Raw genomic sequence first — 13265 nt, 5'->3', positions numbered from 1 at the left:
AACTTTCTTTTAGCCTTTCAAAACTGACATCAAAGTCTTACCTATCTGTGATGGCGAAGAAGACACACGAATCCCTGCTGATTCCATTGCCGCAATTTTATCTTCTGCTCCACCTTTACCACCAGAAATAACAGCACCAGCATGTCCCATTGTACGTCCTGGAGGAGCCGTACGGCCAGCAATAAAACCAACAATTGGCTTTTTACGACCTTTTCTTGCTTCATCTTGCAGAAACTGTGCTGCTTCTTCTTCAGCAGAACCACCAATCTCACCAATCATAACAATAGACTCGGTTTCATCATCCGCTAAAAACATTTCCAACACATCAATAAATTCAGTGCCCTTAACAGGATCGCCACCAATTCCTATCGCAGTTGTTTGTCCGAGACCTTCCTGACTCGTTTGAAAAACGGCTTCATAAGTTAAAGTTCCCGACCTCGAGACAACCCCAACAGAACCTTTTCTAAAAATAGAACCAGGCATAATACCAATTTTACATTCATTTGGTGTAAGAATACCGGGACAATTAGGACCAATAAGACGAGACTTTGAGTTTTCTAATCGCGCCTTCACTTTAACCATATCCATAACGGGAATACCTTCCGTAATACAGATAATTAAACGAACTTCAGCTTCTATAGCCTCTATAATAGCTGCCGCAGCCCCTGCAGGAGGAACATAAATAACGGAAGCATCTGCGCCTGTTTTTTCTTTTGCTTCTGCAACATTAGCAAAAATAGGAAGAGTTTCGCCTTTTGAACCTTCCCATGCTTCTCCACCCTTTTTAGGATTAACACCACCAACCATTTGCGTACCATGATAAGCAAGCGCCTGTTCTGTATGAAATGTTCCTGTTTTTCCTGTAAGCCCTTGAACTAGAACTTTTGTCTCTTTATTCACAAGAATCGACATAGCTTAAGCTCCCTTCACGGCTGCAACAATTTTTTGGGCAGCATCATCTAAATCATCAGCAGGAATAACATTCAAACCACTCTCATTGATAATTGCTTTACCTTGCTCAACATTAGTGCCTTCAAGACGGACAACCAAGGGAACCTTTAAACCAACCTCACGAACAGCAGCAACCACACCTTCAGCAATGACATCACAACGCATAATACCACCAAAAATGTTAACCAAAATGCCCTTAACATTTGGATCGGCCGTAATAATTTTAAAAGCAGCTGTCACCTTTTCTTTTGATGCTCCACCACCAACATCCAAAAAATTCGCTGGCTCTGCTCCATAAAGCTTAATGATATCCATTGTTGCCATAGCAAGCCCAGCACCATTAACCATGCAACCAATCGTACCCTCAAGAGCAACATAAGCAAGATCATGCTTTGATGCTTCTATTTCCTTTGGATCTTCTTCTGAAAGATCGCGCAATTCTAAAATATCTGGATGACGAAACAGAGCATTATTATCAAAAGAAACTTTCGCATCAAGAACACGCAAGTGACCATCTTTCATCACAATAAGCGGATTGATTTCTAAAAGGCTCATATCTTTTTCACAAAATGCCTTATAGAGAATCGGAAAAAGCTTTTCACCATCTTCTCGCGCACTACTTTGTAGTTTCAACGCATCACAAAGTCTTGCACAATCAGCAGAAGTAACACCCTCTACAGCATCAATGGGAAGCGTGAATATTTTTTCTGGTGTCTCTTCAGCAACCGTTTCAATATCCATTCCACCTTCTGTTGAAACAACAAAAGCAATTCGACCAACGCTACGATCAACCAAAAGTGAAAGATAAAGCTCCCGTTCAATATCGGCACCATCTTCAATATAAAGGCGGTTGACCTGCTTACCCTCTGGACCAGTTTGTTTGGTTACCAAAGTTTTTCCAAGCATTTCTTGAACATTTGCAACAACTTCTTCAACAGATTGTGCAAGCCGAACACCACCCTTTGCATCAGGACCAAGTTCTTTAAACTTACCCTTACCACGACCACCAGCGTGTATCTGACTTTTAACCACATAGAGAGGTCCGGGCAATTTTTCCGCCCATTTTTCAGCTTGCTCTACAGAATAAACAGCGACACCATTTGCAATTGGTGCTCCATATTCATGAAGCAGACGTTTGGCCTGATACTCATGGATATTCATGCATTTGTCCTTTTCTTTTATGGATCTTATTAATCCTAAAGTTTTAACACTCTAAATACTTATTTTAATGAATTAAATCTTGTTCAATTTACTTGAGACTAGGTACAAGAGCAATACAAGCTTCACAAAGCTTTTTAACCGCATTTACTGAATGATCAAAAGCGCCTCTTTCTTCTTTGTCAAGATCAATTTCAATGACTCGTTCAACACCACCTGCACCAAGTACAACAGGTACCCCAACATAGGTATCATTAACCCCATATTCTCCTGAAAGATAAGCTGCAACAGGCACAACACGCTTAGTATCCTTTAGGTAGGCCTCAGCCATAGAAACAGCAGAAGCTGCTGGTGCATAATAAGCAGAACCTGTTTTTAACAAACCAACAATCTCTGCACCGCCATCACGGGTACGCTGGATAATTTGATCAATTCTTTCCTGTGTTGTCCAGCCCATCTTTATAAGATCAGGCAAAGAAATACCACCAACTGTTGAATAACGCACGAGAGGAACCATTGTATCACCGTGCCCCCCTAAAACAAACGCTGTCACATCTCTAATAGAGACCTTAAATTCCTCAGATAAAAAATGACGAAAACGCGCTGAATCAAGAACACCAGCCATACCAACTACTTTATGTGTAGGGAGACCTGAAAATTTCTGCAATGCCCACACCATCGCATCAAGGGGATTGGTAATACAAATAACAAACGCTGAAGAAGCGTATTTTTTAATTCCAGCTCCAACTTGTTCCATAACCTTTAAATTAATGCCCAAAAGTTCATCACGGCTCATACCAGGTTTTCGCGCAACGCCTGCTGTTACAATAACAACATCAGCATCTTCAATTGCTTCATAAGCATTAGCACCTTTTAGACTGATATCAAAACCATCAACGGGAGAAGATTCGGCGATATCTAGAGCCTTACCTTGTGGCACACCTTCCGCAATATCAAATAAGACCACATCAGCAAGCTCTTTAAGCCCAATAATATGTGCTAAAGTACCACCAATCATACCTGAACCAATGAGAGCTATTTTTTTCCGTGCCATTTTATTTTTTCCTAACTTTTAGATAATTCAGCGCACACCCAATCAACGTCCGTATACTGAATATTTTTGACTTCAACCATATTCAAACAATATCATAAAAAGGAGTAAAGAAATGAAATTTACAAATTTATCTCCTTACAGAAACAACAACCCTCCGCTGAAACAACTATTAGAAAATTATCACGATGTATCGATAAAGTGAATTTAAAAAAAATACAACAGAATTATTATATTTCTTTAATTTCAAAAAGTTATTGTTTTGACAGTTTACGTAAAGGTAAAAGTATAATCAATGCTTCTTCTTCAAAAGAAAATGTTCTTCCCAAAGTTTTAAATAATCGTAGCTTTGCATTTCGAAAAGACGTGATTGTGTTCTTTGAAATTCAAATGTTTCCGTAATCTGCGCATGCCCTTTATACAAATCCCCTATCCCTGCGGCTGCCGACATAAACAACCGTATATGCCGCTCATAAAGAATATCAATAAGCAAAATAAACCGTTTTGTTTCATTGCGACATGTATCATCCATGACCGGTACATTATCAATAAAAATCGTATGATAATGCTCTCCTAATAATAAATATTCAGCTGCGGCCAAAGGCTTTGCACATAAATCCCCATAATCAAAACGAGCACATCCTGCACCAAAGCGCGGAATAGGAATAAAGCGCCCTTTTATAGAAAGCTCATCAGACATCTCCTTATGTCCTTGCAATACAAGTGCCCATGCTTGATCCATATATTCATTTGCTTGGACCCCCAACGGCGATACATACATCTGTTGTAGATTTGATTTTTCAAGGCGATAATCTGTTTTTGCATCAAGATTAACAACACGAACATATGCTTTCAAAACTTGAATAAAAGGCAAAAAGAGCTCACGATTCAAACCGTTACAATAAAGGTTATCCGGCGCCACATTTGAAGTCGCAATAAAGAAAATTCCTTTATCAAACAGAGCAGAAATAAGCCGCCCCAATACCATAGCATCAGCAATATCCGTTACACTAAACTCATCAAAACAAAGTACTTTTGCTTCTCGTGCAAGATCTTTAGCAACAGCTAAAATAGGATTATCTTGTTTAAATTTTGTACACCCAGATGCTTGACGATAAGAATTAATACGCTCATGCACATCAGCCATAAAATCATTAAAATGGGCACGCTTTTTATGAACTTTAGGCAAACAAGAAAAGAACAAATCCATCAGCATGGTTTTGCCCCGTCCTACTTCACCATAAATATACAGTCCCTGAAAAAAACCTGTTTCATCTCCTTGTTTTACAACGCAAGAAATATTTTGTTTTTTCCTTTTAAATATTCTGTTAAAGAAAGAGCAAAATATCCAAGGCAAAGAATGAGAGATATTTTGTTCCGCAATTTTTTTTAATAAATGATCAAAATATTCTGTTATAGCTAATTGAGCGGGATCAAAACAAACCTCTCCTTTAGCGACAAGCTCCTTATAACGTGTTGAAACGAGAATCATCCAAAAAACCTTTTTCAAACTGATCTCAATGAAAAATACAAATACTTTTCAAGAATCTGTCCGTCTAGTTTAGTTTATCATAAACGATCAAAAATGATTTAACGACTTAAAATAACGGGATGATCATCAAGTGTACGTCCCTCAAAACGATCAACATTTGAAGAATAAAGAACGAGGATAACACGTCCAGAGTTATTATAAAAATATAATCTTTTTCCTTTAACAGCCCACGATCTCACTTGGGAAGCAATTCCTGGACAGTGTAAAGGACCAGCACGGTACCCTTGTCCAAACTTTGTTTGTGGAGTTGCAATCCGGCAAACTTTTCCTCCCATAGAAAGATTCCATACCCCAGCAACACTTGCAGGAAATAAATCAGTGGCATTACTTGGCAATTCGAGACTAGCCATTCGTCCATCGCTCTGAGAATCTCCTTTTTCATACATCGGAGCGTTTGCATCTTCAGATATCGACGAAGAAGTAGACGACAGATCAGACGCTTCTAATATTGTCATTTGTTGAGATGGATAAAAAACTTCTAATGCGTTACCATCGTCATTACCATCAAACCGTGTTGTTGAACATCCCCCTAAAAACATTACAGTTGATAGTGCAACGAAAAACGAAACTTTTGAAAACGCCATGTCTGTACTCTCTCCCACGACAATAAATAAGTTCACAAAAAAATTAAGCGAATATTTGTTATAGTTACAAAGATAAATTAACAAATTAAAAAAAACAGATTAAAATCACTTATTTTAAAAGAAATAATTTATGTACCCAATTTTATATTTATTAAACACTAGGAATTTATAATATTTTCAGTCATATATCTTTTTATAAGTAATCATTAGAAATAGAGAAGTTTCATGAAAACGCCATTTAGCAAAATGGACGGTCTTGGAAATCAAATTATTGTTGTTGATATGCGTGAAAGCACATACGCTCTTACACCACAAGCAATCCTTGCTTTGTCGGCAGATCCTGAAATGCATTTTGATCAAATCATGGCTATCCACACACCAACCCAGAAAAAAACCGACTTCCGCATAGAAATATGGAATGCTGACGGATCAATGGCTAAAGCTTGTGGCAATGGTACCCGCTGTGTCATCGCATGGCTTAAAGATCACAATTTTGGTGAAAAATTTCATTTAGAAACTCCCGCTGGAATTATTGAAGGAAAATACCAAACCGATAATCTCATTTCTGTTGATATGGGATGCCCAAATTTCAATGTAAAAGAGATGCCTGTTTCACGTGAAATAGTTGATACCAATCACGTAGAAATTATGGCTGGTCCCCTAAAAGACGCTTGTCTCATATCCATTGGCAATCTCCATGCTATCTTTTTTGTTGAAAATGATATTCAACATATTCCATTAGAAAAATATGGGCCAAAACTTGAACATGACCCCCTGTTTCCCGAACGGTGCAATATTTCCATTGCTTGCATAACGTCAAAGAAAAGTCTAAATTTACGTACATGGGAGCGAGGGGCAGGATTAACACAAGCATGTGGGAGTGCTGCTTGTGCAAGTGCAGTGGCTGCTTATCGTCGTGGACTTACAGAGCGCCATGTTGATGTAAATTTACCTAAGGGAACACTTAATATTTTTTACCGAGAAGACGATCATATTATCATGACAGGACCAATTAAATATCACTTTAGTGGTTTTTTAAGCCCTTTAACAGGGTGCTACAAAAAGGATCACTCCTGATGGCAATAGAAATTGTAACTTTTGGTTGTCGACTTAATAGCTACGAATCGGAAATCATTCGCAAAGAAAGTACTTCTTCAGGGCTAGATCAACTTAAAGATGGTGCTATTATCTTTAATACCTGTGCTGTCACTGCCGAAGCCGTACGACAAGCAAAACAAGCTATCCGCAAAGCAAGACGTGAAAATCCTCATACGCGTATCATTGTAACAGGGTGTGCAGCCCAAACAGAAGCACAAAATTTTGCCTCAATGACAGAAGTAGATCTTGTTTTAGGAAACGAAGATAAACTTCACGCTCATTCTTATCGTCAACTTCCTGATTTTGGTATTAATCATTCTGAAAAGGTGCATATCAATGACATTATGGAAGTACAAAAAATTGCTCCACATATGGTCAGTGCAATGCAAGAGCGCACCCGCGCTTTTGTACAGGTACAAAACGGATGCGATCACCGCTGTACATTTTGCATTATTCCTTATGGACGAGGACCATCTCGTTCAGTTCCCATGGGTGTTGTCATAGAACAAATTAAAAAGCTGATAGGTGGGGGTATCCAAGAAGTGGTCCTTACAGGTGTTGACCTTACAAGTTATGGCCACGATCTTCCTGGAAAAGCTACTCTAGGAAAATTAACTTCAGCTATTTTGCATCATGTCCCTGACTTAGCCCGATTACGCCTCTCATCTATTGACTCTATTGAAGCAGACGAAGAACTCATAAATCTTTTAGCTTATGAAACAAGAATCATGCCCCATTTGCATTTATCTTTGCAAGCAGGTGATAATATGATTTTAAAACGGATGAAACGGCGTCATCTGCGCGAACATGCCATTCAATTTTGCCAAGAATTGCGTGCCAAACGTTCTACAATGGTTTATGGTGCCGACTTAATTGCTGGTTTTCCTACAGAAACAGAAGAGATGTTTCAAAATAGTCTTGCCTTAATCAAAGACTGTAATTTAACCCATCTCCATGTCTTCCCCTTTAGTCCAAGAGAAGGAACACCTGCCGCACGTATGCCACAAATCAACCGTAAAATAGTTAAGCTGCGTGCTGAAAAATTGCGTAAAGCAGGTGATATGGCTTACCAAAAGCATCTTGCTCATTTACAAAACAGTCTGCAAACAATTCTCGTTGAAAAAGATGAAATCGGACGAACAGAAGATTATACTCTTGTACAAGTTAAAGGTGCAAAAGCAGGAACAATTGTTCAAGCCCTTATCGTTGATCATGATGGCGATAAATTGATTGCTGTCCCTCCAAAATTAAACGCTGCTTGAGCAGGAGAATTCTTATGACTAAATCTTTTATAAAAAAAATATTCTCTTTTAACAAATCTCAAGAGCAAGAAATTGAACAACAGATTTCTATTCCTGATAAAAGCGATATAATAGAAGAAAATAAAGACAAAAATGAAAAGACAAAAAATAATCAAATCTCTATAAACACAGAAAAAGAAGAACAAACAAAAAATCCAGAGTCAATACTTACAAAATATGATGAAAAATCTCCATTTCTAGAATCCCATTCTGATAAAATTCCCTTTTCTGGTAAAATTATTGTCACAGACAACATCCGTGAAAAAAAGAATGAAGAAATTTTATCTGAACCTTCTGTTGAACAAAAAAAGACAGCGTGGTTTGGGCGCCTTAAAAAAGGCCTATCCCTTTCTTCACAACGCCTAAGCGGATCAATTGGCGATCTCTTTGTTAAAAGAAAACTTGATGAAGATACATTGCAAGAGCTCGAAGATATTCTTATCCAAGCTGACATAGGTGTAGAGACGGCAACACGCATCACAAATACTTTAGCTTCCAGTCGTTACGGAAAAAACCTCTCCCCAAATGATATTCATACTATTGTAGCTGATGAGGTCAAAAAAGTTCTGGAACCTGTTGCAATACCATTAGAACTTGATCTCAGCCATAAACCTCATGTTATTTTGCTGGTAGGTGTAAATGGCACTGGAAAAACGACAACTATTGGAAAACTTTCAGCCAAATTAACAGAAGGGGGATTAAAAGTTATGCTGGCAGCAGGTGATACTTTCCGAGCCGCTGCTATTGAGCAATTACACATTTGGGGTGAACGTACCAATTCTCCTGTTATTTCGACAAAATTGGGTGCAGATGCCGCCAGCTTAGCATTTGATGCTTATGAAAAAGCAAAAAAAACAAACAGTGATGTATTAATTATTGATACAGCAGGGCGTTTACAAAATAAATCTGAATTAATGGATGAGTTGGCAAAAATTATTCGTGTTTTAAAAAAACACACCCCCCAAGCACCCCACACAATCCTTCAAACTCTTGATGCAACAACCGGACAAAATGCACTCAACCAAGTAGACATTTTCCGTGATATTGCTGGTGTTAATGGTTTAGTTATGACAAAGCTAGATGGGACTGCACGAGGAGGAATTCTTGTCGCTATAGCAGCAAAATATAAATTACCCGTTTATTTTATCGGTATAGGAGAAGATATTGAAGATCTTCAACCCTTTTCTGCTTCTGACTTTGCCGAAACTATTGCAGGAAAACACGCATGAAACAGCCTTTATCTAATCTTAATTTACACAATAATTCTGAAAAAAAGATGAATAACAATAAAAAAATTTCTCTCTCACCAACACTTAAGTTTCTTTTGGAAATGGGTCCATTGGTTGCCTTCTTTTTTGCCAATTATAAGGGAGAATGGCTGATAAAAAACATTGGATTTTTTCAAAATTTTAGTAAGCCTATTTTCCCTGCAACAGCTATTTTTATGGTGGCTATTATTATTTCCCTAAGCTTATCATGGATCCTTGCAAGACAAATTCCTATTATGCCTCTTATTTCAGGAATATTTGTTTTAGTTTTTGGCTTTCTAACTCTCTGGCTTCATAATGAAACTTTCATAAAAATGAAACCAACAATCATTAATAGCTTATTTGCTTTTATACTTTTTGGTGGGATGTTTTTTAAAAAACCACTTTTACGTTATGCTCTTGATTCTACCTTAAAACTTGATGATTTAGGTTGGCAAAAACTTACCTATCGTTGGGCGTTTTTTTTCATTTTTCTTGCCATTTTGAATGAAATAATTTGGCGTAATTTTAGCGATAATTTCTGGACAAGTTTCAAAGTATTTGGCGTCATGCCTATAACAGTCCTTTTCATGCTTACCCAAATGCCTATAATTATAAAACATTCAAAAGGACTTTTTACAGAAGAGGACAAATCTGATTCTTAAAAAAATCATCACTACCGATTATTTTATAGATTCATCGCCAAACACTGTTCACGAGAAAAAATATGTTGATTGAACAGTTTATTTGTCGAGAAGACAATTTCGGTGTACTCCTTCATGATGAAAAAAGTGGTATGACAGCTGCAATAGATGCTCCTGAAGGCAAAGCGATTCACAATGCCTTAAAGCGCCGCAATTGGACACTTAACACTATTTTTGTAACTCATCATCATCACGACCATGTAGAAGCCCTATCAGAATTAAAACAAGTTTACAACGCTACGGTTATCGGACCAGAAGCAGAAAAAGAAAAGATCAATCATCTTGATAAAACACTTCAACCTGATGAAAGTTTTTCTTTTGGCTCACACCTTCTTTTAGCTCTTTCAACACCTGGTCATACTCTAGGCGCATTATCTTACTATTTTCCTGAAAAGAATTTACTCTTTGCTGGAGATACACTTTTTTCATTGGGCTGTGGACGTCTTTTCGAAGGAACACCAACACAAATGCTGAATTCTTTAAAAAAACTTCGTAAACTTCCTGATGAAACACTTCTTTATTGTGGACATGAATATACAAAAAATAACGCTCTTTTCGCACTAACAATTGACCCACATAATAAAAAACTCCACCAAAGAATAGAGGAAGTTTTTTTGCTACGTGCAAAAAACGCTATGACTTTACCAGTAACCTTAGGGCAAGAAAAAGCCACCAATCCCTTTCTCCGCTGGGATGATAGTGTGTTGCGAAGAAACCTTGTAATGGAAGAAGAAACAGATGAAGAAGTCTTTGCTGAAATTCGAAGAAGAAAGGATAATTTTTAACTATGCGTAAGTTCGTATTACGTTTGTTCCTGCTTTTTCTTTTCGTGATACATATTCAACAAACAATGGCAGAGGAAAAGGAAACAGATAATTCTTCTCTTATATCATCTCTCATTGCAAATTATCCCTTAACAGAAGATTTTCTTTTAAAGCTGGAAAAAATTGAAAAAGAATGTAAAAACTTACTTCCAGAAACAAAAAATAATCTTATAACTTATGATTCTAGTATCCAATCTAGTATTGAAAATTACACTACCTATATTTCTAGTAAACCAAAACTTGTAAATATTTTAAAAGAAAATAATATAACACCGAAAGATTTTGCTTCAGGAACCTTAGCTCTTAAAGAAATATCAACGCTTCTCATATTTGTACCTGAAAAGGAATATTCTACTGAGAAAAATACTATATTTCTAAACAATCTTGAATTTGTTAAAAAACATTTTTTTAAAGCGACAATTCTTTTAGATAACTGTGAAAAACTCATTTTGAGCAACTAATCAGCTATGACACATTAAAAAATCACCGTGTTTTTATCATTCCTAATAATTGGGTTTATTTCGATTATATTTATTGAAATTCAAAAAAGAAAGGATAATTTTTAGTCATGTTTAAACTTCTATTGTGCTTTTTCTTCATTTTTCCTTTTGCATCATACGCTCAAGAAAAAAAACAAGAAATAGATGATCTTTCTTTTATACCGCCTTTCATTGCAAATTATCCCTTAACGGAAGATATTCTTTTAAAGCTGGAAAAAATCAAAATAGAATGTAAAAATTTATCTTCAGAACCAGAACAAACAAATAAAAAAAGTGATTTCAATAATTATAATGATAATATTGAAAAATACGCTGCCTATATTTCTAATAATCCAAAACTTGTGAATATTTTAAAAGAAAATAATATAACACCGAAAGAGTTTGTTATTGCTCACCTAGCACTTCAAGCGACATTGTATGTACTTACTGATGAAGGAAATTCTACTTATGAAAAAAACTTTTTACCTCCAAGCAATATAGAATTTGCTAAAGAGCATATGTATAGAATAATAAAAATTTTAAAAGATAACTGTTAAAAAACTTTTTAGAACAATTGATTAACTTTGTAAACGCCGACAAATTTCATCTAATTGTTCTAATGAAGAGTAATGTATTTTTAAATCTCCACCTTTTTTACCATGTCGAATAATAACTTTCATTCCTATCACATCTGCAAGTAATTTTTCTAAAGATTTTGTTTCAGCATCTTTCTCCGTATTGGTACGCTTTTTAGTTTTAGGATTAGCTTGCTCATATGCAAGTATTTCTGTTTGACGTACTGAAAGCCCTTCACGAATAATTTTCTCAGCTAAATTTTGTGGATCATCAACGGTTATAAGACAACGTGCATGACCTGCAGAAAGTTGTCCATCAGTTAAGAATTGTTGTACTTTTTCTGGAAGTTTTAACAAACGAAGCGTATTTGCAACATGACTACGACTTTTTCCTATAACTTGCGCTAAATCTACTTGCGTATAATCATGTTCATTTAGAAGCATCTCATATCCCTTTGCTTCTTCGATAGGATTAAGATCTGCACGTTGAACATTTTCAATAATTGCCAATTCCAAAGCCGTTTTATCGTCCACATCACGAATAATAACGGGTAATTGACTTAAATTTGCACGTTGTGCTGCACGCCAGCGCCGTTCACCCGCAATCAATTCAAACCGATGAGGATGATCTCTTAAAGGCCTCACAATAACTGGTTGAACCACACCGTGTTGACGAATTGATTGTGTCAAATTATCAAGCTCTGTTTCAGTAAAATGACGCCGAGGATTATGAGGATTACATGAAATAGATTCAATAGAAATAAATCGCTCAGAAATACTACCGGATTCATTTAATTTATCAAAGCTTGATGAACGTGCAATATTGTTGTTTAAATTGATATCTCCAATCAATGCCGCTAATCCACGTCCTAGTCTTTTTTTTGATAGATCATCGTTCATAATTTTGCTCTTTGAATTTTCTTACAAAATTTTTTACATTTTTAAGCAGCAGCACGTGCTTGTTTTTCACGTTGAATCATTTCTGATGCTAGACGCAAATAAGCTTGGCTTCCAGCACATTTAAGATCATAAAGCAATACAGGTTTGCCAAAAGAAGGCGCTTCTGATACTCTTACATTTCGTGGAATAACAGTACGATAAACTTTATCTCCCATAAAAGAACGTACATCTTCAACAACTTGATTTGAAAGGTTATTACGTCCATCATACATTGTTAAAACAATACCTTGGATTTCTAAAGATGGATTAAGTACGGATCGCACTTGTTTTACTGTTTCAAGTAATTGACTTAAACCTTCAAGTGCTAAAAACTCACACTGCATAGGCACTAAAACAGAATCCGCAGCCCCCATAGCATTAAGTGTTAAAAGATTAAGGGAGGGAGGACAATCAATTAAAATATAATTGAATTTTTCTTCCATTTCCGGATCATCATAGAGAGCTTTACGTAAGCGTTGTATGCGATCTTTTGATGAAGAAATTTCCATTTCCACACCTAAGAGATCAAGTGTAGAGGGAACTATATAAAGATTGGGTACGGCTGTTTTTAAAGCCGCCTGTGTAATTGAAACGCCCGAAACCAAAACATCATAAGAAGATAAAGGACGGCTATTACGATCAATCCCTAAACCTGTACTAGCATTACCTTGTGGATCAACATCCATAATAAGGACATTTTCACCAATAGCCGCTAAAGCTGTAGCAAGATTAATTGCTGTGGTTGTTTTTCCGACTCCACCCTTTTGGTTTGCAATAGCGATAATTCGTGTTTCGCTCATTT

Annotated in this window: 14 protein-coding genes; 7 read left to right on the top strand and 7 right to left on the bottom strand. The window is 36.5% G+C overall.

Annotated elements, in window-relative coordinates; translation table 11 throughout:
* Positions 1 to 9: 9 nt before the first annotated feature.
* The 5 genes from sucD to ACFIK1_RS02590 form a co-directional block, all read right to left on the bottom strand.
* A complete protein-coding gene (gene sucD, locus ACFIK1_RS02610) occupies positions 10 to 912 on the bottom strand; it encodes a succinate--CoA ligase subunit alpha (RefSeq protein ID WP_375662018.1) in 903 nt (300 codons plus the stop codon).
* A 3-nt stretch (positions 913 to 915) separates the two neighbouring features.
* Positions 916 to 2112: an ADP-forming succinate--CoA ligase subunit beta gene (gene sucC, locus ACFIK1_RS02605; protein WP_375612755.1), complete on the bottom strand. Its 1197-nt coding sequence runs from the start codon at positions 2110 to 2112 to the stop codon at positions 916 to 918.
* 88 nt (positions 2113 to 2200) lie between these two features.
* Positions 2201 to 3163 carry a malate dehydrogenase gene (gene mdh / locus ACFIK1_RS02600; protein ID WP_375662017.1) on the bottom strand — a complete coding sequence of 321 codons (963 nt, stop codon included), beginning with the start codon at positions 3161 to 3163 and terminating at the stop codon, positions 2201 to 2203.
* A 289-nt stretch (positions 3164 to 3452) separates the two neighbouring features.
* Positions 3453 to 4652 (bottom strand): cell division protein ZapE, encoded by a 1200-nt coding sequence (gene zapE / locus ACFIK1_RS02595; RefSeq protein ID WP_375662016.1) that lies wholly within the window; start codon positions 4650 to 4652, stop codon positions 3453 to 3455.
* A 98-nt stretch (positions 4653 to 4750) separates the two neighbouring features.
* A complete protein-coding gene (locus ACFIK1_RS02590; protein ID WP_375620904.1) occupies positions 4751 to 5296 on the bottom strand; it encodes an AprI/Inh family metalloprotease inhibitor in 546 nt (181 codons plus the stop codon).
* A gap of 225 nt (positions 5297 to 5521) precedes the next feature.
* Between ACFIK1_RS02590 and dapF the strand changes: the two genes are divergently transcribed.
* From dapF to ACFIK1_RS02555, 7 genes are all read left to right on the top strand, one after another.
* Complete coding sequence (gene dapF, locus ACFIK1_RS02585) at positions 5522 to 6373, top strand: diaminopimelate epimerase (protein ID WP_375662015.1); 852 nt, start codon at positions 5522 to 5524, stop codon at positions 6371 to 6373.
* Positions 6373 to 7656 carry a tRNA (N(6)-L-threonylcarbamoyladenosine(37)-C(2))-methylthiotransferase MtaB gene (gene mtaB / locus ACFIK1_RS02580; protein ID WP_375633947.1) on the top strand — a complete coding sequence of 428 codons (1284 nt, stop codon included), beginning with the start codon at positions 6373 to 6375 and terminating at the stop codon, positions 7654 to 7656. The genes dapF and mtaB overlap by 1 nt, the downstream gene beginning before the upstream one ends.
* A 14-nt stretch (positions 7657 to 7670) precedes the next feature.
* Complete coding sequence (gene ftsY, locus ACFIK1_RS02575) at positions 7671 to 8924, top strand: signal recognition particle-docking protein FtsY (RefSeq protein WP_375612760.1); 1254 nt, start codon at positions 7671 to 7673, stop codon at positions 8922 to 8924.
* Positions 8921 to 9607, top strand: a complete 687-nt coding sequence (locus ACFIK1_RS02570) for a septation protein A (protein ID WP_375620900.1) — start codon at positions 8921 to 8923, stop codon at positions 9605 to 9607. The genes ftsY and ACFIK1_RS02570 overlap by 4 nt, the downstream gene beginning before the upstream one ends.
* Positions 9608 to 9669: 62 nt before the next feature.
* Positions 9670 to 10431 (top strand): hydroxyacylglutathione hydrolase, encoded by a 762-nt coding sequence (gene gloB / locus ACFIK1_RS02565; RefSeq protein WP_375633636.1) that lies wholly within the window; start codon positions 9670 to 9672, stop codon positions 10429 to 10431.
* Positions 10432 to 10433: 2 nt separating this feature from the next.
* Positions 10434 to 10931 carry a hypothetical protein gene (locus ACFIK1_RS02560; protein ID WP_375633637.1) on the top strand — a complete coding sequence of 166 codons (498 nt, stop codon included), beginning with the start codon at positions 10434 to 10436 and terminating at the stop codon, positions 10929 to 10931.
* 107 nt (positions 10932 to 11038) lie between these two features.
* Positions 11039 to 11506, top strand: a complete 468-nt coding sequence (locus ACFIK1_RS02555; RefSeq protein WP_375662014.1) for a hypothetical protein — start codon at positions 11039 to 11041, stop codon at positions 11504 to 11506.
* 21 nt (positions 11507 to 11527) lie between these two features.
* On the opposite strand, the gene ACFIK1_RS02550 is transcribed toward ACFIK1_RS02555, so the two are convergent.
* Positions 11528 to 12424, bottom strand: a complete 897-nt coding sequence (locus tag ACFIK1_RS02550; RefSeq protein WP_375662013.1) for a ParB/RepB/Spo0J family partition protein — start codon at positions 12422 to 12424, stop codon at positions 11528 to 11530.
* 41 nt (positions 12425 to 12465) lie between these two features.
* On the bottom strand, positions 12466 to 13263 hold the full coding sequence (locus ACFIK1_RS02545; protein ID WP_375617447.1) for a ParA family protein: 798 nt from the start codon (positions 13261 to 13263) through the stop codon (positions 12466 to 12468).
* Positions 13264 to 13265: the final 2 nt, after the last annotated feature.

The organism is Bartonella sp. OC16QHHD (assembly GCF_042194035.1).
Classification (GTDB): Bacteria; Pseudomonadota; Alphaproteobacteria; order Rhizobiales; family Rhizobiaceae; genus Bartonella.
The sequence above is the reverse complement of the archived record's forward strand: the minus strand, read 5'-3'. Positions and strand labels throughout refer to the sequence as shown.